This is a genomic window from Paenibacillus sp. NPDC056933, assembly GCF_042674385.1.
Classification (GTDB): Bacteria; Bacillota; Bacilli; order Paenibacillales; family Paenibacillaceae; genus Paenibacillus.
The window spans coordinates 23,153-45,779 of the sequence record NZ_JBHUQN010000006.1 but is presented as its reverse complement, the minus strand read 5'-3'; the positions used below and the strand labels follow the sequence as shown (position 1 = coordinate 45,779).

Sequence of the window (22,627 nt, the reverse complement as noted above, 5' to 3'; positions counted from 1 at the left end):
TGTTAAGATACAAGGAGGGGAGGAGGGCCCTTTCATGCCGAAAATCCGTTATAACAATATTGATAATGTAAGTACGGACAAAACGCTGAAGGAATTCAAGCAATGGAGGGAGCAGCGGCGCAGCAAGGTTAAGGATTATTCCTACTCCGTGCCCAAGCACCCACCTGAACTGGATTATCTGCACGCCAACCGGGCGGAAACCACGATTACCTGGATTGGGCATTCCACGTTTTTTATACAATATCACGGATTAAATATCGTGACAGACCCGGTCTGGGCCGAAAAAATGGGATTTCAACGCAGACTCGGTGCCCCTGGCATTCCGATTCAGGATATTCCACCTTTGGATATCATTCTGATCTCACACTCCCATTATGATCATTTGCATCTCGCATCGCTGCGAAAATTGGTAACGGCCAAGACGCTGCTTATCGTTCCGGATGGGCTGAAGCGCAAAATGATGCGCAAAGGATTCCATCGGTGTCATGAGATGAAATGGTGGGAACATACTACGCTTGGCGGGGTCAAAATAACCTTCGTACCTGCGCAGCACTGGACGCGCCGAACCTTATTTGATACCAACACGTCCCATTGGGGCGGTTATGTATTGGAACAGAATCACCCGGCAGTCATTCCGTCAGAGGAGAGTGCCGCAACGAGTGGAGGCCGTGATCATGACCATTCCCAAGCAGCAGCGAATGATCCAATAGAAGGATCGGCTGATCACTCTTCTGGCGGTCCGCCAGTGATTTATTTTGTAGGGGATACAGGATACTTTCAGGGATTCAAAACGATCGGTGAACGGTTCGACATCGGTGTTACTTTGATGCCGATTGGCGCGTACGAGCCGGAATGGTTTATGACCTCCCAACATGTGACCCCGGAAGAAGCATTGCAGGGTTTTGTAGAAACGGGTTCCCAGCTTATGGTCCCCATGCATTATGGAACGTTCAAGCTGGCGGATGACACACCGAAGGAAGCACTCGATCGAATGGAAGTGGAACGAGAACGATTGGGAATCAACGCAGAACGCATTCGGGTGCTGGGACATGGCGAGACGCTCCGTATTCGTCACGAGGAAAGTAAACAAGACTAACAAAAGTGAGCCAGATATGCTAATGTAAGGGTATACCCGCATGAACGGTACATTTACCAAATCTTTAACGATTAAAAAGCGGCCAATTTTCGAATTTGCCGCTTTTTTGTGTTATAATATGGTGCCAGAATAGGCTTCGGGATATTGAATCCATGATTGAATTAGTTGCTATTCATGCAGTATGCAGAATATTTAATAAAGGATGGTATGCTTAATGATTAGTACAAGCGGCATCACGCTCCGCTACGGAAAACGTGCACTTTTTGAAGATGTGAATATCAAATTCACGCCAGGCAACTGTTACGGTCTGATCGGCGCCAACGGAGCCGGCAAATCAACATTCTTGAAAATTTTGTCCGGTGAAATTGAAGCAAACTCGGGAGAGGTGCACATCACCCCGGGCGAACGCATGGCCGTTTTGAAGCAAAACCACTTTGAATATGATGAGTTTCCGGTTCTCGAAACCGTAATTATGGGCCATAGCCGCCTCTATTCCATCATGAAGGAAAAGGACGCGTTGTATGCCAAAGCGGACTTTACGGAAGATGATGGTTTGCGCGCAGGTGAACTGGAAGGTGAGTTTGCTGAATTGAATGGCTGGGATGCAGAGCCGGATGCAGCGGCACTCCTGATTGGTCTCGGTATTGATCGTGATATGCACGAGAAGAAGATGGTGGATCTGAGCGGTAACGAAAAAGTTCGTGTCCTGCTGGCACAAGCCTTGTTTGGTCGTCCAAACAACCTGCTGCTCGATGAGCCTACCAACCACTTGGATCTCGAATCCATTCAATGGCTGGAGAACTTCCTCATGGACTATGAAGGTACCGTTATTGTGGTATCCCATGACCGTCACTTCCTGAACAAAGTGTGTACACACATTGCGGATATCGATTTCGGTAAAATCCAGCTCTACGTAGGTAACTATGACTTCTGGTACGAGTCCAGCCAACTGGCACTTGCTTTGCAGCGTGATGCCAACAAGAAAAAAGAAGAGAAGATTAAAGAGCTGCAAGCCTTTATTCAACGTTTCTCGGCGAATGCTTCCAAATCGAAGCAAGCGACTTCCCGGAAAAAACAGCTCGACAAAATCACGCTGGATGATCTTCGTCCATCGAACCGTAAATATCCGTTCATCAACTTCAAACCTGAACGCGAAGCGGGTAAGCAATTGTTGACTGTAGATCGGATCAGCAAGGCGATTGATGGTGTGAACATGCTGAATGATATTAGCTTTGTGGTCAACAAAGGAGATAAAATTGCTTTTGTAGGCCCGAATGGCAATGCCAAATCGTTATTGTTTGATATCCTTATGGGCGAAACAGAAGCGGATAGCGGCGAATACACTTGGGGCATTACCACAACCCAGGCTTATTTCCCGAAAGACAACTCCAAATATTTTGACGGGGTAGATATGAGTCTCGTAGATTGGCTTCGTCAATATTCCAAAGATCAGGATGAAACGTACCTGCGTGGATTCTTGGGCCGTATGCTGTTCTCAGGTGAGGAATCCCTGAAGAAAGCAAGTGTACTCTCCGGGGGCGAGAAAGTTCGCTGTATGCTGGCGAAAATGATGCAAACTGGCGCCAACGCCCTGATTCTGGATGAGCCAACGAACCACTTGGATCTGGAGTCCATTACCGCACTGAACAACGGTATGATTGATTTTGACGGTACCATGCTGTTTACATCCCATGACCATCAGTTCATTCAAACCATCGCGAACCGGATTATTGAAATCACGCCAAATGGCATTATTGACCGCCAAATGAGCTATGATGAGTATCTGGAAAGTGACGAAATTAAAGAATTGCGTAACAAAATGTACCCGGTAGAAGCTTAAGATAAGCTAATCTGTTTACATTGTGTATAGTTAACCTGATTAACTATACGTTTTTCTTAAAGATCAAAAAAGAACCGCAAGCTCTCCATACGAGCCTTGCGGTTCTTTTTTTGATCATACAAGGTGATCCTTCACGTGTAGAAAGCTCTTCTTCAAGAGCTTCTTTCGATCTAGGACCCGCCAGTACGGCGGCGCTGATTGTTAGGCTTCTTGTTGTTTTGGCTTTTCATCGCTTTGGGTCCGCCTTCAAAATAGGCACTGGATTGATTACCCGTGTTTGCCTGTTCCTTCTTTTGCGCCAGTTTCTGACGTATGGCATCCTGCAAACTGATCTTTTTCGGTTCAGTATTATCGCTCATCATTGTTTCCCTCCCGGTCGTACAGTAAGCCGTCCAGATTGGACGGGATGTACTCATTTTATACGTTTTACAAAAGCGCCACAAGGGCAACCTGATAAAATGCTGGAATCTTTCACTTTTTTGACTGGGCCAACATTCTTTCACTTCACCTACAGCCCTGCGGTCTGGCAACTTTGTTTCGGCTTCCCTACAGCAATGCAGCCTGGCAACACTGTTTCTGTAGACCCACATGGTACGCATTTGGTAACATGGAAAAACCGTAATACGAAACGTAAAAGGAGTGTCGCCCGGTTTGAACGCATATGAAGAAATACGCAAAGGGGAACGAGGGGCATGGGTCAGCATCATGGCCTATCTTATCCTGTCTGCCTTTAAATTGATCTGTGGATATTTATTCGCTTCCAGCGCTTTGCTGGCAGACGGTTTTAATAACGTCACGGATATTGTTGCCTCGGTTGCTGTACTGATTGGACTTCGAATTTCCCAGAAACCGCCCGATTCCGATCATGCCTATGGTCACTTTAGAGCTGAAACGGTTGCTGCATTGATTGCCTCGTTTATTATGGCTATGGTTGGGCTGCAAGTGATGGTTGAAGCTGTTCGTTCATGGTATGAAGGGAGCTTCGTAGCACCCAATCTGTGGTCAGCAGCGGTTGCAGTTGTCTGCGCGGTGGTCATGCTGGGCGTGTACCGTTACAACCACCGCCTCGCCAAACAAATCAACAGTCAGGCCCTGATGGCTGCGGCCAAGGATAATCGTTCGGATGCCTGGGTCAGCATAGGGGCGGCGATCGGAATCATAGGTGCACAATTCGGACTACCCTGGTTGGACAAAGTAGCTGCAATTGCTGTAGGTCTGTTGATCTGTAAAACAGCTTGGGAGATTTTCCGCGATTCAACGCATCGTCTGACGGACGGATTTGATCAGAAGGAACTTACAGACCTCAGATCATCTGTGGCTCGGGTGCCCGGAGTGGAAATGATCAAGGATGTAAAAGCGCGCGTGCATGGCAGCCATGTTCTTGTAGATGTTGTTATTGAAGTGGACGGAGGCTTAAGCCTGATTGAGGGTCATCAGATCTGTGACCAGGTGGAAGAACGGTTGAAACGGTCACACAATATAATGCATGTTCATGTGCATGTAGAGCCGAAGATGGAAGGCGTTACAGAAAGCCCTTGAACGGATAGAAAGTTAAGCATATAGATTGAGCATCAAAAAGAGGACAGCCGCTGCCTGAGCGCTGTCCTCTTTACTTATCGTTAGAACGATTATACGATATTATTGAATAGCAACGTGGATCCAGGCTTTACCTTTCCATGTGTATACCTGTACCCATTGGCCGCCGTCGAATCCATCTACGACTTCACCCGTTGTGTCAATCACTTGGGAACCCAATGCACCGATCGGCTTACCATTGGGTGCATCATAGAACCAAGTGCGCTCCAGAAGATTAAGCAGCATGGTTGGAACCAGAACCTCTTCTCCAGCTTTCACCACTGGTTCATCGAAAATTTTGTCATCATCAGTGCCGTATGTTGCACCCGTAACCGTCTCTGCTTTACCTTCTACAATGTCCACAGCAGGTTTGTTCACTTCAATAGCCGGAGTGGTCGCTGTTGTAGCTGGTGTTGTTGCCTCAGTGGCTTTCTCTGGAGTTACTGTTCCAGTAACCGCTTCCTCAGCACCTGCGGCAGCAGCCATGGAACCCATCAAAGTCAAAGCAGCGGCAATACTTACGATTTTTTTCATTTGTTTTTCCTCCTCGGTTAGGTATGTAATTTGTTGTCCTGTGTTAAAAGTAACCAAGCAAGCTTACTTATGAATCACAAATTATAACAATATTTTAACAATATTTTCTTACTTGCTCTAGTGTCAACTGGAGCATATGTGGGTATAAGGAGAACCAGTAAATATCCTACTTCAGTGGGAGAATACCGGGTTGGAAATATTATCATGGTCCTGTTTTTCATGAGTAGCTGGGGAAAGCGATGGAATAGACGAGAAGGGAGTGTAATACATAATAATGATAGCCGCGATGTTCTGGGGGACGATTAATGTAAAAATACGGTGTGAATCACAAAAGCCTATCGGCTTTTGCAAGCACGATAGGCTTTTGTATGGATCGATTGATATTCATATTCGGAAAGTTCCATTTATCGCATTCGGCTGCGTCCCGTAATCAGGGAGATAACGAACAGTACAACAAAGATGAAGAAGAGTACCTTGGCAATCGAAGCAGCTGCTTCAACAATACCGAAAAATCCGAAAATACCTGCAACAAGCGCAATAATTAGAAATAGTACCGACCATTTCAACATGGGGATTCATCCTTTCGTTTATAGGACTTGGTAGCGAGAAGTGTTCATCTCGCTGCCGTGTGTAGTTGTTCTTTAACCGAGGCATTTCGGGTTGAAACATTGCGAAATTTTTCCGGGCGAGATCGTTTTTACAGTTCGGTTCCCATTTGTTTCGTCGCGGAAGGGGTCGGGTAACTATAGCAATAACAAAACCGATTTTTACTGGAGAGCGAGGTTCTTTTATGATCTATCAAATTAGTGTGGCTTTAATTGCGGTTGCTTTTGCAGTACTTGTTTTCTTTTTAATTCGTACTTTGAAGTCCGCTCAGGGTTCACTCGACAATGTGTCCCAGACACTGCAGGAAGTTCAAAAGACCATTGATGAGCTTAGTTATGAAGTTAAACAGACGGTAAGGCATGCGAATGATATTACGGTTGATGTACAGCACAAAATGAAACAAATCGACCCAGTGATGGAATCAGTTCATAACCTGGGAGAGGTGCTAAATGAAGTAACCGAGGCTGCCAAACAGGTGTCATCCACTCTGATGGCCAAGTTCCAGACGAAACGAAGCAGTGCAGAGCAGAGCAAGCGTTCGGAAGTAACGCGAGTGTCTCAGACCCCACCTGTTACACCGACAGATCGAACACTTCAATCGTATGAAGCTACATATCATGATGATGCCAAGGGTGGAAAGAACTGGCTGAAATATGTGGATGTAGCGGCTAGTGTATGGCAGCGTATGCGGAAATAGCATAACCGTTTTGTAATGAATAGAAGTCTTCAGAGCGGTAATGAACCTGATGAAAGGGTGAGAATCATGATGAAACTACTGCTTGTTATGTTTAGCGTAATTTCTCCCTTTTCCGTTCAACCGGCAGCGGTACCCGCTGCTCATGATATGCAATGGACGGTAGTGGAAGAAGAGACACCAGAGGTGATTCTGGCTGCTGATCGATCCGGACCTGTCCAGCATTTTCGGACTCTGAATGACATTTCTCTGGATGACAGCATTGATGATATTTTATCCACCAAAGGCCAACCACTTCATAAGAAACATGATCCTTACCTGGGTTGTCCAGAGTATCAGTTCAAAGGTGTAACGGTTGGGCTCTGTGAAGATACAGGAGTGGTCAATTATGTGAATATTGATGCTTCCGAAAAACGTCTAAAGCTTAATCAGGAATGGATTGATATGAATATTGAGGCCATTCGAGATGCGTTGGGCAAGCCGTATTATGTCGCAGAGGATGGAGAAGTATTCCTCCGGGGAAGTCAGGCGCTGAAAGTTTATATGAAGCCAGGCTCCAAACATATTGAAGGAATAGATCTCTTTGACGAATCGGTTTCCTAGGATGGGTTAATCCAGAAGCGTTTCAACCCGATATCGTATGGTTATATATTAAAAGTAGCTCGTTATGGAAGATCAATCAGAGGAGAGTGGAAACGATGAATTCAACCAATGCGCAAGCTTATGCAAAAGTGGTAGAAAACGGAGTCCAAGCGGTAGAAGCGGTGAAAGAATTGCAGATAACCGGATACCTTACTGATCATATCTTCGTTCTGGCCCATGAAAAGGATCGTACAGATCGAATTGCCGATACTGCCGATGCCAAAGAAATTGGCATTAAAGAAGAAGGCATGTTTGATTCCTTGGCAAATCTGTTCCGTTCCCGTGGTGATGAACTCCGGGCCAAAATCGTATCTATGGGCTTCACCGAAGCTGAGGCAGATTTTTATGAGAGCGAACTTGATAAAGGTAAAGTGCTCGTCATTGCCAAAAAGAAAGAATAGAAGATAAACATTAAGCTGAAGTGTTCTGGAAGAGGACAAGCTTCAGAATCAATGAGTATTGAATCAAAAACATAGATAAGGAATGGGGGAGAACCCCATTCCTTATCTATGTTTTTGCAAGTTTGGGAGTGAAATCAGAGCGTGGCAAAAACAGGGTACCACACGCAATAATTCTCCCTTGCTGGTGCCATTTACAGATAGAAGTTTTGTTAGATTACGATTATAGTTAGACTAGGAATTATTATGTCTACCGTTGTTCTGTACGCGAAATTTGTATAATTAAGGTTGTTAGCTGCCCTGATAAGAATCGACAAACCCGGACGCCACAGATAAGGAGATAGAAATGAGAATACTTATTGTTGACGACAATCCGACGAATGTCATTATCATTCGAGAAATTCTGAAAAAAGAGAACTATCGTGACATTGTAACGGCAAGTTCTGCCATGGAGATGTTTGAAGTCCTCGGAATTGGTGAGGAAAGCAACGAACTTCGTCCCAAACCGTCGGATATTGATCTGATTTTGCTGGATATGATGATGCCTGAAATGGACGGCATCGAAGCATGCAGTATTGTGCAGAAATATGAAAACCTTAAAGATATTCCGATTATTATGGTTACTGCGATCGGAGATTCCAAGAAATTGGCTGAGGCATTGGATGCCGGTGCATCCGATTATGTGACCAAACCGATAAACAAAGTGGAGCTGATGGCCAGAATTCGGCTTGCGCTTCGTCTGAAGCAAGAGAAAGATTGGCATAAAGAGCGTGACCAGCGAATTCAGGACGAACTAAAACTTGCGGCAATGGTTCAGAATGCTGTCTTGAGTCCGGCTATTGAAGATCCACTGTTTCACGTCAATGCCATTTATAAGCCTTCTTTTGAACTTGCGGGTGATCTGTATTCATGGTATCCGCTTGGTGAAGGCAGATATGGGGTCTTGCTGCTGGATATGATGGGGCATGGGATATCTTCATCCCTGTTTACCATGTTTATCGCTTCCGTGCTGAAGGACACGGTTACAACGTATGTCGATCCGGAGAAAGTTATTCAGGAACTGAATCGGCGCTTTAATCAGTTGCATCTGGAAAAACAGTTGGTACAGTACTATTTTACAGCGATATATCTGGTGGTAGACACCCGGAAGAAACGTATTGATTACGTGAATGCCGGGCATCCGCCAGCACTCTTTTTCCGTCAGGACGGAAGTGTGACAACGTTTGATAGTGTATGCTGCCCTGTGGGCTTGTTTGACAAGATGGAGATTGAACCACAGACCATTCACTACGAAGGTGGCGGTCACATTGCACTTTATACGGACGGATTACTTGAAGCGGTTCAAGGTGATCAAGAGATGCAGCAGGCGTTTATGAAGGAACAACTTACGGGGTCCCACCAGTGGGATGAAGCCGCCATGCAGGCGTTGTTCTTCGACGATGAAATTCCGCAAGAGCGAGATGATGATAAATGTCTGGTGTGGATTACCTTAAATGAAGGGGCCGAAGCTGAATGAAGATCAGGAATAAACTGCTGATTGGCTTTACCGCTCTGATGGCCATCATGATCGTGCTCACATTTGTGAGCTACGAACGACTGAACAGCAGCAATCAACAGGTTGACCAAATGTATCAGGAGCGATATTTGAAGGTCAGGTACACCTCTTCCATTCGTGGAGAGGTTAATGATATAGCAAAAGTGCTGGCTAACTTATTGCTTAACCCTAACAATTCAATCAGTGCCGCAGATGGTGAACTGAAGGAAATGGAAGAAAGGGGAGAACGCTCCCTTAAGGAAGTACGTGAGCGCGCAGATAGCGCTGGTGAACATCAATTGGTTGACCGTGTAGATACGGCATGGAAAGCCTATGGTTCTTATGCTTCGAAACAGCTCAGCTTCATGTCCCAAGGGCGCGTGGATGAAGCGAATAACTATCGGAATTCAACAGGGCTCGCTGTGCAAAAGGAAGCAGTGGATAGCCTGAACGCCCTTTCCCGTTTTCAGGATCAGGAGATTGATGCCGAAATTAAGAATGCGAACACAGCTTATACTCGAGCAGTTCAGATTACTGTAGGTATTATGATTGCGGGGCTTCTGCTTGCACTTGGAGTTATCATGTGGGTGCTGCCAAGTATTACACGTGGTCTGAATACAGTGTCCATGATGATTACCAGTTTTGGTAAAGGTCGATATCGGACCATCAGACGTATCCAGATTAAGTCCACCGATGAGATCGGTCAAATTGCAAATGTGTTCAAAGATGTTTCCAATGATTTGGAAGAGAAACTGGAAGTGGAGAAAGCTTATTTACAAGCACAGCAAGATCAGAACTGGATGAGTTCGAACATAGCCAGAGTTCCGGAGTTGTTGCGAGGCATAGGTTCAATTCGCCAGATCTCCCAGATGTTTATTAGCGAATTCACGCCTGTGCTTGGAGCTCAATTGGGCGTCGTATACCTGATTGATGAAGAGAAGCATCCGGATGAACTGAGACGGTATGGTGCCTATGCGTTTGAAGAGAATGAAGATGTTGGCAAAGAGGTGTATCACATTGGCGAAGGGTTAATTGGCCAAGCCGCATTGGATATGACCCCTATTATCCTGGATAAAACCCCGGACGATTATGTGAACATCGGATCGGCAACGGGATCATCGCGTGCTTCTGGTGTGATGATCTATCCTGTCGTATTTGAGGATGAACTAATCGGGGTTGTCGAATTGGCTTCGTTTGAAGGGTTCACCAATCTGCATACACAGCTGTTCTCCCAGCTGATCATGAATCTGGGCGTCATTCTTAACAACGTTCGTCGCCGTTTGCGGGTGGAGGAGCTGCTGCGTGAATCCCAGGCGCTTACTGAGGAATTGCAGGTTCAATCCGAAGAACTCCAGACACAGCAGGAGGAGCTGCGTCGCTCCAATGAAAATTTGGAAGAGCAGACGGAAGCCCTTAAACGTTCAGAGGAACTGCTTCAACGTCAACAGGAAGAGCTGGAACATTTTAATACCGAGCTGATCGCCAAGACTCGCGCGTTAGAAGAACAGGTGCGTGAAGTGGAAGAGAAGAACGATGAGATCGAAAAAACGAAAACACAATTGGAACAGCAAGCCATGCAGCTGTCGATGACCAGTAAATATAAGTCCGAATTTTTGGCGAATATGTCGCATGAATTGCGTACACCGCTCAACAGTTTGCTGATTCTGTCCCAACTATTGTCAGAGAACAAAGATGGAAACCTGAGTGGCAAACAGCAGGAATATGCCCAGACGATTTATATGTCCGGTGCGGATCTGCTGAAAATGATTGATGAAATATTGGATCTGTCTAAGGTAGACGCAGGCAAAATGGATATCAACTATGAGACTGTCCGAATGGAAGAACTGACTAGCTTTGTCCAACAAAATTTCGGCCCGATCGCGAATAAGAAAGAGCTTAAGCTGAACATTGAGTTCGACAGCAATTTGCCGGAATGGGTATATACCGACAGCCATCGCGTCAAACAGATTTTGCGGAATCTGTTGTCGAACGCGTTCAAGTTTACCAACCGGGGATCTGTAAGCCTGATTGGACGGAAAATGAAAGCAGAAGAGCTTCCTGGATACCTGAATACAAATCAGGAATATGTAGGCTTTACCGTGAAGGATACCGGAATCGGAATTCCTTCGGACAAAACCGATCTGATCTTTGAAGCATTCCAGCAGGTGGACGGCACAACCAGCCGCAAATATGGAGGAACGGGCCTGGGACTGTCGATCAGTCGCGAACTTGCCCGCCTGCTTGGCGGTGCCATCCAGGTAGAGTCTTCCGAAGGTGTGGGCAGCAGCTTCACTCTGTATCTGCCGGATAATCATGAAGAAGTTGTTCAGCAGGACGAAGCAGCGCGAGAAGCTGCTGCTTCTACTGAGAGCCAATATTCGGCAAGGGACACACAGACAATGCGTTCGGGCAGGCAGACCATCCTCACGCCTGACCCGGAAACTGTTTCATTCATGAAGCTGCCTCAACCCGATTCTTCTGTGCCTTCACAGCTGGAAGATGATCAGGAGAACCTATCGGAAGGCGACAAAATTCTCCTTATTATTGAGGACGATGTGAATTTTGCACATATTCTGATGGATATGGCGAGAGGTAGAGGATTTAAAGCTATTGTGGCGCTTCAGGGTGACAAAGGGCTCGAAATGGCCCGTCAATATTTGCCGGATGCCATAATCCTTGATATTCAGTTGCCTGTCATGGATGGCTGGACTATTCTGGGTGAACTTAAAAGCAGCTCGGCGACGCGTCATATCCCGGTACATGTCATTTCAGTTATTGATGATATGAAGCAGGGGTTGATGATGGGAGCCATTGCATATCTGAAAAAACCTTCCAGTAAAGATTCGCTGGATAAAGCTTTCTCTCATATCGAATCCTATACAGAGAATCAATTGAAACGTTTATTGATTGTCGAAGATGACGAAATACAGCGGAAGGCGATCATCGAACTGATCGGTCACGATGATGTCGTAATCACAGCAGTATCGACCGGCAGTGAGGCCTTGAATGAATTGCACAGTCAACGCTATGACTGCATGGTTCTGGACTTAATGCTGACAGATATGACCGGGTTCGAGTTGCTTGACCAGATTCGGGATGATCAGTATTTGAATGATCTGCCGATCATTATTTATACAGGCAAAGAGCTGGACAGCAAAGAAGAGATGAAGCTTCGCAAATATGCGGAGTCCATTATCATCAAGGACGTGAAGTCACCTGAACGGTTGCTCGATGAGACGACCTTGTTCCTGCACCGGGTAGAAGCAAACCTGCCGGAGGACAAGCGTCGAATCTTGCAAAAGCTTCATAACAAGGAAACCTTGTTTGAAGGGAAGAAAATATTGCTCGTGGATGATGATATTCGTAATGTATTTGCTCTTTCAAGTGTGCTTGAAGGCTATCGCATGGATGTCACATTTGCAGAGAATGGCCGTGAAGCTCTGGAGATTCTGGACAAGAACCCGGAAATTGATCTGGTATTAATGGATATGATGATGCCGGAAATGGATGGTTATGAGGCGATGACCCGGATCAGACAAATGCCGAAATTCGAGAAATTGCCCATTATCGCCTTGACCGCAAAAGCAATGAAAGATGATCGAGGCAAGTGTATAGAGGCCGGAGCATCCGATTATGTGAAAAAACCGATTCAAACGGATCAATTGTTATCCTTAATGCGCGTATGGCTGTATTCGTAACCCTATAGTTTGGGTAATGAAAGACAATACAACATTACGCAAGTAACAAATGAAGAAGTGGAGAGAAAATATGACACCGTGGGAACCTACCGAGGCGGAGGCAGAATCGATCCGCATGCCGCAAGATGAAGAGCGTGAACTGATCGAGATCGAGTTGCTGTTGGAAGGTATGCACCGTTTATATGGATATGATTTCAGGAACTATGCGTTACCGTCATTAAGACGCAGAATCTGGCATTATGTACATGCCGAAGGGTTGAAGACCATTTCAGGTTTACAGGAGAGAGTGCTTCATGACCGTTCTGTTTTTGATCGTTTTATACAGAATCTGTCCATCCCTGTAACGGAAATGTTTCGTGATCCAACCTTGTTTCGTTTCTTCCGGGAAGAGATTATTCCTGTACTTAGGACTTATCCGTACATCCGGATATGGCATGCAGGATGCTCTACAGGGGAAGAAGTCTATTCCATGGCGATTATGCTGCATGAAGAAGGACTGTACGACAAGGCAAGAATATATGCGACAGATATGAATGATCGCTCATTGCAACAGGCCAAGGAAGGCGTATATGGCATTGAGAAAATGAAACTGTATACTACAAATTACCTGGAAGCCGGGGGCACTCGGGCATTCTCGGAATATTACACAGCGAAATATAATTCCGTTATGTTTCATCCTTATTTACGGAAAAATATTATTTTTGCCGAGCATAATCTGGCAACAGACCGGTCATTTAACGAGTTTAATGTGATTTTTTGCCGTAATGTCATGATTTATTTTAATGATGAACTTCGGAACCATGTGCACGGGCTATTTCATGAGAGTTTGAGCCACTTCGGCATTCTTGTTCTGGGGTCAAAAGAATCAATACATTTTACGGAATTCAGTGATGCCTACGAGCCGTTAGACCGGACGGAAAAAATATACCGGAAAATTAAATAGGGGGTTAGGCCTAGTCATGGGGCTCAATGAACCAATCCATATATTATTGGTAGATGACCGCCCCGAGAACCTGCTCGCTCTCGAAGCGGTTCTGGAATCGGAACAGTATAAGCTCGTCAAGGCAACCTCCGGGGAAGAGGCGCTTCGTTGTTTGCTTAAAGACGAATTTGCGGTCATTGTGCTGGATGTGCAGATGCCTGGGATGGACGGAATTGAGACAGCAAAGTTAATCAAGGCGCGTGATAAGTCCAAAGACGTTCCGATTATATTCATCTCTGCAAACAGCAGAGAGGCAGAGCACTTATTTGCAGGGTACTCTGCCGGGGCCATTGATTACATGGTCAAACCGTTTATCCCTCAGATTTTGAAATCCAAAATTGAGGGCTTTGTAGAAATGTTTATCACGAATAAGCGTTTGAAAACACAAACCATGCTGCTGCACCAGAAGACGCAGGAACTGGAAAAGATGAATCAGCAGCTCATTCAGGCCAAAGAGGAAGCGGAAATCGCTGCAAATGCGAAGACCGAGTTCCTCGCCATGATGAGTCATGAGATCCGCACACCGATGAACGGCGTGATTGGTATGGTCGATCTATTGATGGAAACGGATCTAAAGGAAGATCAGAAGGAGTATGCTGATATTGTTCGTCGCAGTGCGGATTCACTCGTCACGGTGATCAACGATATTCTTGATTTCACCAAGATGGAATCCGGCAAAATGGAGCTGGAAGAGCATCCATTCGAACTGGTTTCCTGCATTCGTGAAGTATTGAGACTTTTCGCGGTAGAAGCCGGCAAAAAGAATATTGAGCTGGAATATTTCCTGGAGGATACGGTACCCGAATTAATCTACGGAGATATGGCAAGGCTTCGTCAGGTTTTGTTGAATCTCATTGCTAATGCCATTAAGTTCACGGACCATGGCGGCGTGTATCTGATTGTATCCGTTAGTGAGGAAAAGGACGGGCGGATGACGTTGGAGTTTGCAGTAAAAGATACTGGAATAGGCATAGCGCCAGACAAAGTCGATCGATTGTTCCAGCCGTTTTCCCAACTGGATACATCCATGACGCGCAAATATGGTGGAACTGGTCTGGGTCTTGCCATATGCAAAACACTTGTTGAAATGATGGGTGGACAGATTTATCTGGATACGAGTGAGCTGCGTGGTGCAACGTTTGTATTTACCATCCAGGCGAAGCGGTATGTAGAGACTGAGTTTACAACAGGCATGGGGGAAGATCAGCTCACCGAAACGAAAAATGTTGAAATGGATCCAAGTGTGCTTATCGTCGATGATCATCCCATCAATCAAAAACTAATGTCCATCATGCTTGGCAAGCTTGGGCTGGTCGCAGACATCGCCGAAGATGGCAAGAAGGCGCTGGATATGGTTATGGCCAATCCAAAATATGATTATGTATTTATGGATTTGCAAATGCCGTTGATGGATGGACTGGAATGTACCCGCAGAATTCGCGATAGCCTTCCTCAAGGCCAGCAACCTGTTATTGTTGCGATGACTGCCAATGTTATGGATGGCATTCAGCAACGATGTTTAGCTGCAGGTATGGACGATTACATTAGTAAACCGGTGAAAATGGGACATGTTAAACAGAAATTGTCCCGATTTCAGGAACAGAGACAAGTGTACAAATCCAATTCATCGGCCATGAATCAGGCTAATTGAAATAATTGCTAATTCGTTTTTTGTTTCATACGTGCTGTAGATGGGTTATTAGGTAAAGAAACCATTGATCAGGAGAGAGATGTCTAATGAATACAAATAAAAATGAAAAATTCAATGCAAGAACAGAAACACATGACGGTGTGTGCACGGTGTATCTGACTGGCGAACTGGATTTGTCCGTTGCTCCTGAATTCCGTTTGGTTATGGAGCCACTCGTGGACAACAAGGAACAAGATTTGGTCATTAACATGAACGATTTAAAGTACATTGATAGTACAGGGATTGGTATCCTGTTATCTGTTCTGAAAGCACGGCATGGAATGGAAGCTCGCTTTGAAGTACAGGAAGTTCCTGCGCAAATTCAGAAACTTTTTGATATGACGGGTATTGCCAAATTCTTTGTCTCACAGAAGAATTCCCAATAGGAAAGGATCGAAAAAGGAATGAATGCAGAAGTTCAAAGAGTCACCCTTAATTTACCGGCGACAGCTGATTACGTTGATATTGTAAGACTCAATCTATACGGTGTTGCGTCCAAAATGGGATTTTCTTATGAGGACATTGAGGATATGAAAGTTGCTGTATCCGAGGCCTGTAATAACTCTGTACTGTATGCTTACTCACACGAAGGCGGCATGGTTGAGGTTGTGTTCGAAGTGGATAGCGATACGCTGGCCATTACCGTCAAGGATGAAGGTGCCAGCTTCGAGAACATCAATCCAGCAGTATCACGTGCTGGTCTTCATGACAAAGAACTGTCAGATGCCCAAATCGGTGGACTTGGTTTCTACCTGATGCAAGCTCTGATGGATGATGTCAGTGTGGAAAGTGAGACGGGCAAAGGTACGAAAGTGGTACTCGTAAAACGTCTTGCAAGAAGTGAGGAGAAAGTATGAATGAAAAAGTGACTCCCCCAGAGTCCATGTCTGAAGCGATAGGTTTGATCTGGGAATACCAGCAGACCCAGGATAACGAAATTGCAACAGTTCTTATCCGCAAATATGAACCGATGGTGAAGATGGCGGCAGGTAAAATTGCGCGGAATCGACCCGATCTGTATGAGGATTTGTATCAGACCGGGCAGATGGCTTTGATTCGACTGCTGAAGCAGTACGACATCAATCTCGGTATTCCATTTGAACCTTATGCCATGAAGAGCATGATCGGTCATATGAAGAATTATTTGAGGGACAAGTCCTGGTATATTCAGGTTCCCCGAAGAATTAAGGAAAAGGGTGCGCTCGTCCAGCATGCCATTGACGAATTAACAGTGAAGCTGGAGCGTTCACCAGGTGTGAACGAAATTGCTGAATACCTTGACTTGACTCCAGAGGAAACCATTGAAGTCTTGGCTGGTCGGGAATGTTATCACTATGTGTCATTGGATTCTCCATTATCACAAGATGAGAGTGCAGCCACATTGGGTGAACTGATCAGTGCAGATGTGAATGACTTCGATTCGGTGGAGAAGCGGATGGACTTGCAACAGGCATTGGGACAGTTGAAGGAACAGGAACAAAAAGTGCTTATTTTGGCATTTCAGGATGGTCAGTCACAGCGGGCAATTGCTCAGAAACTGGGTGTATCCCAGATGAGTGTATCCCGGATTCAAAAGCGAGCCACTGAAAAATTAAAACAGATTATGTCGAATGCTTCTTTGTTATGAGATGTAGATCGGTGACGATATTGAGCACGGCATAGAAGGACACGTATGCATTCCATTGGAATCACGTGTCCTTTTTTGAGATTAACGAGATACTAATGAACAGAATGAATGCAGGAGTGGATGTTGTGATTGTGGATAAAGTCAAGCTGGAGGCGCGTCGGGACAAGTTCACTTATTCAGACCAGTGGGAATGGTGGGATTGGGTGGTACCTGATCAGGAAAGTATGGCCGATGCCTTGGGAGAACTAACGAGCGTATTTCCAGAAATGCAATACTGGCTTCGCAAAATACCGGAGGTAGAGTCCAATTACCTGTCCGTCCGCTTCATAAATGGCACGGAGCCTGTAATATTCGGATCATTATTATATGCCGTTAAGAATGAGAGAGATGACCAACGCAAAGATAACCAGATGTTCTTCTACGTGGATCAAAACAGACTGGTTACCCTGAATTTAGATGATAATACAAGAGGTATTATGAATACAGGTGAACGTTCGGCTATGCTCCAACAATGCAGTGAAGCTCGGGATGGCATGTTTGTGCTGTTTCGCGCCATATTGCATTATTACCATGTCGGTATGGATCATTTTGAGATGAATTTGCGTGATCTGGAACGGAAGATGGAATCCCGCAATGCACGCACACTGATGGATCAGATTCTTGCGGCCAGATTTGAGCTGCTGTATTGGAGCAATCTGTTCATTCCTTATTCCGAATTAATGGCAGCGACCAAGGAAGCCTATCTGGATGAAATGAAAGAGAACCGCTTTTTCCAACAGCTCAAGCATCGGATTGAACGAATGGAGCGGTTATTCAAACATTATGAGAAAGAGATTGATACACTGATCTCCATTGATAATGCCATTTCAGGAGTGCGGGGTAATGATATTATGAAGACGCTGACCCTTGTAACCTCGGTATTCACGCCCGCAACGGCTGCAGGAGCCATATGGGGAATGAACTTCGAGAATTTGCCTTGGATCGACAAAACGTGGGGGGTTGTGCTGGTCCTTGCACTCATAATCATTAGCATGATCGGCATGTATGTATGGATGATGATGAGAGGATGGACAGGGGATCTGCTCAAAGTGCAGTCCTCCCAGTCGGCGGCCAAAGAAACAGAGAAGAATTCCCGTGTCAAACGAAGGCGATGACTTTACAGACCTCGCCTGTGCCTTTTATTTTTTATAGTCTTCAATATAGCCCAGTAAGTCAGCGATATATTGTCCCACAATCGGCATATTCACGAATTGACTGAGAATAAAAGCGAGCAGACCAAGAACCACGAAGGTTCCTACCGTCAACCCCAAACCACGTGCCATACCCGCTGTGAAATTAGTAATGATACGTTTTTTGGGACTACTGTAGTTTTCGATAATATCTTTGATCTGAGATTTTTCCAGACTGTCTGCAATTTGATCCAGCCGGGTATTTAGCCTTTTCACCTCATGGCGTAATTCAAAAGGATGGTCGCTTGTATCATACTGTTGTACGGGTTTTCCTCCAGTGATGGGGGTATTGCCGTTCATTGTGACTTTGCTCATGTTCTTCCTCCTCTAATCGCAGTGGATAAAAAATAGCCAGCTGTATTCCAGCTGGCTATTGGTTACTCGATAACCTGCCTTACAAGCTGGTCGAGTTCAATTCTTTACGTGTATCTTCCTTTGCTTCTACGGAAGCGGCAGCCACTTCGTCCGATGCTTTGGAAGCTTCATTCGCTACATCAGCCGAAGCTTTTCTCACGGATTCCATAACGTCATTGCGGCCTTGATTTACCGTTTTCGCAATATCAGAAGTTTTGGAAGAAACGGTTTTAGCCAGTTCGGAGGCTTTATCGCCTACAACGGCTGCAACTTCCTTCGTACGATCTGTAACCATGCCGACTTTCTCGGAAAGGTCACCACGTAATTCGCGTCCGGGTTTAGGGGCGAAGAGTAACGCTGCGGCTGCTCCAAGCAAACCTCCAATGAAAATTCCTTTGGCGAAAGTTGAACCGCTTTGTACAGGATATTGTTCTTCTGCTTTATTCATGTCAAATCACTCCTTCTTCAAATTTAAGAAACGGATAACGAAACAACGACACCTTGTTGACCGATCAGGCAGCCTGTCTGAACAGTCTGGACACAAGCCCCAGCAAAAAGACAAAGAGTGCTGTTCCAATGATGGCAGGGATCACGGCAAAGTTACCAATGACCGGCCCCCAGTTGCCAAGCAAGAGTGCTCCCAGCCAGGCTCCGACAAATCCGGCAATCATTGCACCGATAATGCCCCCGGGCATGTTGTGACCAGCAAGTGCATCACCGATTACACCGATAATGACTGCCATCACAATGCTGATAATGATACCCCACATAACAACCGCCTCCTTTATACTTGATGTAGGATGTAGTCTGTTCGCGTTTGCTTACTTCGTATATAAACGCGGGGCTTCCAGGTGAAACAACCAAAGTGAGGATGAACGAACTGGAAATGGGAAGATGTCATTCTTCAGACAGCGCGATTTATCCCTTTAACCATGCAGAAGATCCAAGCCAGACCAGCGGCGAATCCAGTAAAGACATCGGTTGGATAATGTACCCCCAGCATGATACGACTGATACCGATTAGGAATATGAACAACATTCCACAGAAGACAGGCAAAGCCATTCCAGATGCCCGTTGGTGCCGTTCAAGCGTCCAGATGACAAAGAGCATTCCGTAAAAACCCATCGAAATCATCGCATGTCCACTGGGAAAACTGTATCCGTGAACGACCAACAGATGATCCAGCTCAGGTCTGCCCCTCCTGAATATTTCCTTCAATAAGGTGTTGACGATCCACATCATGGCAAAACTGCTTAATAACGCATATCCATATATGAGGAAGCGGGGACGTCGTTGCAACAGGAAGAGTATACAGAAGCCGAGTGCTGCCATGGCTGAAATGTTGAATGAGCCAAGGGCAGTAATGAATGAAATGAACGGAAACAGTTGAAGACGTGATTCCGAGTTCAGATAGAACAATTGCTGGATCTGGTTATCCAATGAAATGATCATATTGGTGCCCAGTAACGCTCCCAGAGCTGCCAATATAAATACAACCGAAGCGCTGGCTATAATTCCAGCACCGGCCCAGATGAGCAGGTGGCGTATCGGATCTTTGCGATATGGCCCGGATAAGGATGAATACGTTTTGTGCAGCATAGATGAGTATCTCCTTCAGTATGGGGATCGGGTAGGTAGAGTTTGATAAAAGATTACCCGGATGGACTGTCGAAAAAACTGTAAAAACGTCGTTTTTGTACTATACTATTTAAGATATCCCATGCGGCGTCGTGACGCAAAGCAGAGATGAATTCGGGAGTATAAAGGAGAGAACTCGCATGGAGAGTGCCCTGTTAATTAAAGAATACCGTGCAGGCGTTATGGAATGCGCCCATTACGGACACATAAGCATTACGGATGAGAACGGCAATATTGTATATTCAGCCGGAGATCCACATTTTAGAGCGTTTACCCGTTCATCTGCCAAACCTTTTCAGGCCATTCCAGGGATTCGTGCAGGTATTGCCGGACATTATGGTCTGACAGCTCAGGAGATTGCGATCATGTCTTCTTCGCACCGATCGGAACCGATGCATATTCAAGTTTTGGAGCAGTTGGAAAGCAAAATAGGATTGGGAGAAGAGTGCCTGATCTGTGCACCAAGTTATCCTCTAAATGAAGAAAGCCGGAACCAATGGCTGCGTGGTCAAGGAGAGAAGCGTCGTATCCTGCACAATTGTTCGGGGAAACATCTGGGTATTCTTGGTTACGCTCAGATGAAACAGGCCGATCTGGGCACTTATGCTGAACCAGAACATCCAGTGCAACGTGAAATTTTGGAGACGATGGCTTATATGGCAGGTATTGAGGAGAGAGAGATTAAATTGGGGACGGATGGCTGCGGCTTTCCGGTATTTTCGTTGCCGTTGTCGGCATTGTCGAATGCATATCTGAAGCTTGCCTGTCCGGATCTGATCGAAGATTCGTCTACACGTGCTGCGGTAGAGACCATTACTGCAGCCATGCACGAATATCCTCTAATGGTAGGAGGGACAGGGCGTGTGGATTCGGTGCTGCTTGAAGATAGCAACATTGTTGCCAAGGGCGGATTCAAGGGTGTGTTTGGTTTTGCCCTGAAAAGGGAACGTCTTGGAATTTCATTCAAAGTACTTGACGGTTCGGAAGAAGAATGGGCTTGGATTGCCCAATCCATCCTGGAGCAGATCGGATATAACAATCGGAAAACCATTGAACGATTGGCAGAAGTATACCCACCTGACATTCGGAACGACGCGGGTAAAGTCGTGGGGCGAGCAGACAGCGAATTCAAGCTTCACTCACCTGAAGAAAGCCTATAACCATAAGCAAGGGGCGTGATTAGAATTTCCAGGCTGCGGGTAAAGATGACATACGTATTGATCTATAAATTCTAAATATACACGCATGAACTGCTGCGAAGGTGTGGCAGCTCTAAACCCTTGGAGGTGGATGAACATGATTAAAGTAGTGACATCGGAAGAAAGGCACACGTCGGATCGAGGTTGGATACACAGCGAATTCAGCTTTTCCTTTGCGGACTATGATGATCCAAGCAATGCCCATTTTGGTTGTTTATTGGCTCATAATGACAACACGCTGATGCCGCAGGAAGGCTTTAAGCGACATCCGCATCATGACTTGGAAATTGTTAGTTATGTGATCTCTGGTACGCTGAAACATACGGACAGTATGGGAACGGAACAATTGTTGGAACCGGGGACGGTTCAGGTCATGAGTGCGGGTACCGGGGTGGAGCATTCAGAGACTAATCCATCCGAGGATGAACCTGTACGTTTCCTGCAGATGTGGTTTCTGCCATCCCAACGCATGCTGAAGCCCTCGTATACCAATCGTCGTATAGAGGAACAGGAGAATCTGAACCGTCTTTGTCCGATTGTTTCGGGACAAGGGGGCGAAGGAGCAGAGGGAGCATTGCCTATCTCACAAGATGTGACTTGCTATTTATCTCAACTGGAATCCGGGAAAAAATTAATGTACCCTCAACATGAAGATAGGCGTACACATCTCTTTCTGATCAGTGGTCATATCGAGATCGTATGCTCGGATGGCAACTTCAATCTCAAGCCGGGAGATGCTGCGCGAATTCGCAAAAGTTGTGATCTGCAAATTACAGCTACAGGCAGCGAGTCCGCTGAATTTGTACTGGTTGATTTGCCCTAATGACAGAGGGATAGCCAACCGATGAATATGCCTTAAAGCATGACGCAGTCTGTACTATACGGGCAGTCTTGAAAAATAAGAACGCACAAAAGGACCTGTGTCCACTGTAATGTGGAGAACAGGTCCTTTTGTGCGGGTTTCTCTAGTATGCCTTCATCAAAGGGTTGACAAAAGTCCATGAGCAATGTCGCTCTAAGACTTGCGGAGTTTACCCAGTTCGGAAGCAACAGCTTCGACTTCAGAGATACTCAGATGTTCCTTGCCCAGAACCATCTCATACAGATCAAACAGATCTTCATACTTGTCGAGTGGGAAAGCAGAAGCCTGCATGGCAGCTCCACTGGCCATCCGCAACTTGGTTTTAATCGCTTCAATCATATATTCCATATTGGCTGCGCTTGCTTGTGTTAAATCCATCGTTATGTCCATCCCTTCCGTATCGGAAACTGTTGTTATTGTATCATGAT

24 protein-coding genes are annotated in these 22,627 nt (G+C 45.7%); 16 read left to right on the top strand and 8 right to left on the bottom strand.

Annotated elements, in window-relative coordinates; all coding sequences use genetic code 11:
- Nucleotides 1–34: 34 nt before the first annotated feature.
- Both ACFTRD_RS28285 and ACFTRD_RS28280 read left to right on the top strand, forming a co-directional pair.
- On the top strand, nt 35–1,096 hold the full coding sequence (locus tag ACFTRD_RS28285; protein WP_379385810.1) for an MBL fold metallo-hydrolase: 1,062 nt from the start codon (nt 35–37) through the stop codon (nt 1,094–1,096).
- Nucleotides 1,097–1,310: 214 nt separating this feature from the next.
- Nucleotides 1,311–2,936: an ABC-F family ATP-binding cassette domain-containing protein gene (locus ACFTRD_RS28280; RefSeq protein WP_192270797.1), complete on the top strand. Its 1,626-nt coding sequence runs from the start codon at nt 1,311–1,313 to the stop codon at nt 2,934–2,936.
- A gap of 170 nt (nt 2,937–3,106) precedes the next feature.
- On the opposite strand, the gene ACFTRD_RS28275 is transcribed toward ACFTRD_RS28280, so the two are convergent.
- Nucleotides 3,107–3,295, bottom strand: a complete 189-nt coding sequence (locus ACFTRD_RS28275) for a hypothetical protein (protein ID WP_062325854.1) — start codon at nt 3,293–3,295, stop codon at nt 3,107–3,109.
- 292 nt (nt 3,296–3,587) lie between these two features.
- On the opposite strand from ACFTRD_RS28275, the gene ACFTRD_RS28270 reads away from it, so the two are divergent.
- Entirely contained in the window at nt 3,588–4,475 is an 888-nt protein-coding gene (locus ACFTRD_RS28270; protein WP_379385807.1) for a cation diffusion facilitator family transporter, read from the top strand.
- A 99-nt stretch (nt 4,476–4,574) separates the two neighbouring features.
- Here the strand turns inward: ACFTRD_RS28270 and ACFTRD_RS28265 are convergent, their stop codons facing one another.
- Entirely contained in the window at nt 4,575–5,045 is a 471-nt protein-coding gene (locus tag ACFTRD_RS28265; protein WP_379385805.1) for a hypothetical protein, read from the bottom strand.
- A gap of 404 nt (nt 5,046–5,449) precedes the next feature.
- Nucleotides 5,450–5,614 (bottom strand): DUF1328 domain-containing protein, encoded by a 165-nt coding sequence (locus ACFTRD_RS28260; protein WP_017692264.1) that lies wholly within the window; start codon nt 5,612–5,614, stop codon nt 5,450–5,452.
- Nucleotides 5,615–5,835: 221 nt separating this feature from the next.
- Here ACFTRD_RS28260 and ACFTRD_RS28255 point away from each other — a divergent pair, with 221 nt between their 5' ends.
- From ACFTRD_RS28255 to ACFTRD_RS28205, 11 genes are all read left to right on the top strand, one after another.
- Nucleotides 5,836–6,348 (top strand): DUF948 domain-containing protein, encoded by a 513-nt coding sequence (locus ACFTRD_RS28255; RefSeq protein ID WP_379385803.1) that lies wholly within the window; start codon nt 5,836–5,838, stop codon nt 6,346–6,348.
- Nucleotides 6,349–6,414: 66 nt separating this feature from the next.
- On the top strand, nt 6,415–6,948 hold the full coding sequence (locus ACFTRD_RS28250; RefSeq protein ID WP_379385801.1) for a hypothetical protein: 534 nt from the start codon (nt 6,415–6,417) through the stop codon (nt 6,946–6,948).
- Between the two features lie 95 nt (nt 6,949–7,043).
- A complete protein-coding gene (locus ACFTRD_RS28245) occupies nt 7,044–7,388 on the top strand; it encodes a YflT domain-containing protein (protein WP_192270789.1) in 345 nt (114 codons plus the stop codon).
- A 343-nt stretch (nt 7,389–7,731) separates the two neighbouring features.
- Nucleotides 7,732–8,901 (top strand): PP2C family protein-serine/threonine phosphatase, encoded by a 1,170-nt coding sequence (locus ACFTRD_RS28240; RefSeq protein WP_379385799.1) that lies wholly within the window; start codon nt 7,732–7,734, stop codon nt 8,899–8,901.
- Nucleotides 8,898–12,617, top strand: a complete 3,720-nt coding sequence (locus tag ACFTRD_RS28235; protein WP_379385797.1) for a response regulator — start codon at nt 8,898–8,900, stop codon at nt 12,615–12,617. Before ACFTRD_RS28240 ends, ACFTRD_RS28235 begins: the two co-directional genes overlap by 4 nt.
- A gap of 70 nt (nt 12,618–12,687) precedes the next feature.
- Nucleotides 12,688–13,560, top strand: a complete 873-nt coding sequence (locus tag ACFTRD_RS28230) for a CheR family methyltransferase (protein ID WP_192270782.1) — start codon at nt 12,688–12,690, stop codon at nt 13,558–13,560.
- 16 nt (nt 13,561–13,576) lie between these two features.
- Nucleotides 13,577–15,250, top strand: a complete 1,674-nt coding sequence (locus ACFTRD_RS28225; protein ID WP_379385795.1) for a response regulator — start codon at nt 13,577–13,579, stop codon at nt 15,248–15,250.
- 86 nt (nt 15,251–15,336) lie between these two features.
- Nucleotides 15,337–15,675: an STAS domain-containing protein gene (locus ACFTRD_RS28220; RefSeq protein WP_062325835.1), complete on the top strand. Its 339-nt coding sequence runs from the start codon at nt 15,337–15,339 to the stop codon at nt 15,673–15,675.
- Nucleotides 15,676–15,693: 18 nt separating this feature from the next.
- Nucleotides 15,694–16,146: an anti-sigma B factor RsbW gene (gene rsbW / locus ACFTRD_RS28215; protein ID WP_062325833.1), complete on the top strand. Its 453-nt coding sequence runs from the start codon at nt 15,694–15,696 to the stop codon at nt 16,144–16,146.
- Nucleotides 16,143–16,916, top strand: a complete 774-nt coding sequence (locus ACFTRD_RS28210; protein ID WP_062325832.1) for a sigma-70 family RNA polymerase sigma factor — start codon at nt 16,143–16,145, stop codon at nt 16,914–16,916. Before rsbW ends, ACFTRD_RS28210 begins: the two co-directional genes overlap by 4 nt.
- Nucleotides 16,917–17,020: 104 nt before the next feature.
- Nucleotides 17,021–18,070, top strand: coding sequence for a magnesium transporter CorA family protein (locus ACFTRD_RS28205; protein ID WP_379386124.1), 1,050 nt, complete (start codon nt 17,021–17,023; stop codon nt 18,068–18,070).
- 24 nt (nt 18,071–18,094) lie between these two features.
- On the opposite strand, the gene ACFTRD_RS28200 is transcribed toward ACFTRD_RS28205, so the two are convergent.
- From ACFTRD_RS28200 to ACFTRD_RS28185, 4 genes are all read right to left on the bottom strand, one after another.
- Nucleotides 18,095–18,445 carry a DUF5665 domain-containing protein gene (locus ACFTRD_RS28200; RefSeq protein ID WP_379386122.1) on the bottom strand — a complete coding sequence of 117 codons (351 nt, stop codon included), beginning with the start codon at nt 18,443–18,445 and terminating at the stop codon, nt 18,095–18,097.
- A gap of 94 nt (nt 18,446–18,539) precedes the next feature.
- Complete coding sequence (locus ACFTRD_RS28195) at nt 18,540–18,947, bottom strand: YtxH domain-containing protein (protein WP_192270774.1); 408 nt, start codon at nt 18,945–18,947, stop codon at nt 18,540–18,542.
- A gap of 64 nt (nt 18,948–19,011) precedes the next feature.
- Nucleotides 19,012–19,269, bottom strand: a complete 258-nt coding sequence (locus tag ACFTRD_RS28190) for a GlsB/YeaQ/YmgE family stress response membrane protein (RefSeq protein WP_053778976.1) — start codon at nt 19,267–19,269, stop codon at nt 19,012–19,014.
- A gap of 134 nt (nt 19,270–19,403) precedes the next feature.
- The gene (locus tag ACFTRD_RS28185; protein ID WP_379385791.1) at nt 19,404–20,099 is read right to left on the bottom strand and encodes a phosphatase PAP2 family protein; all 696 of its coding nucleotides are present in this window, start codon (nt 20,097–20,099) and stop codon (nt 19,404–19,406) included.
- Between the two features lie 179 nt (nt 20,100–20,278).
- On the opposite strand from ACFTRD_RS28185, the gene ACFTRD_RS28180 reads away from it, so the two are divergent.
- Together ACFTRD_RS28180 and ACFTRD_RS28175 are read left to right on the top strand one after the other, a co-directional pair.
- Nucleotides 20,279–21,298: an asparaginase gene (locus ACFTRD_RS28180; protein ID WP_379385789.1), complete on the top strand. Its 1,020-nt coding sequence runs from the start codon at nt 20,279–20,281 to the stop codon at nt 21,296–21,298.
- A 136-nt stretch (nt 21,299–21,434) separates the two neighbouring features.
- Nucleotides 21,435–22,160 carry a pirin family protein gene (locus ACFTRD_RS28175; RefSeq protein ID WP_379385787.1) on the top strand — a complete coding sequence of 242 codons (726 nt, stop codon included), beginning with the start codon at nt 21,435–21,437 and terminating at the stop codon, nt 22,158–22,160.
- A gap of 192 nt (nt 22,161–22,352) precedes the next feature.
- Here the strand turns inward: ACFTRD_RS28175 and ACFTRD_RS28170 are convergent, their stop codons facing one another.
- Nucleotides 22,353–22,577: a DUF1128 domain-containing protein gene (locus tag ACFTRD_RS28170; RefSeq protein WP_062325819.1), complete on the bottom strand. Its 225-nt coding sequence runs from the start codon at nt 22,575–22,577 to the stop codon at nt 22,353–22,355.
- Nucleotides 22,578–22,627 lie beyond the last annotated feature (50 nt).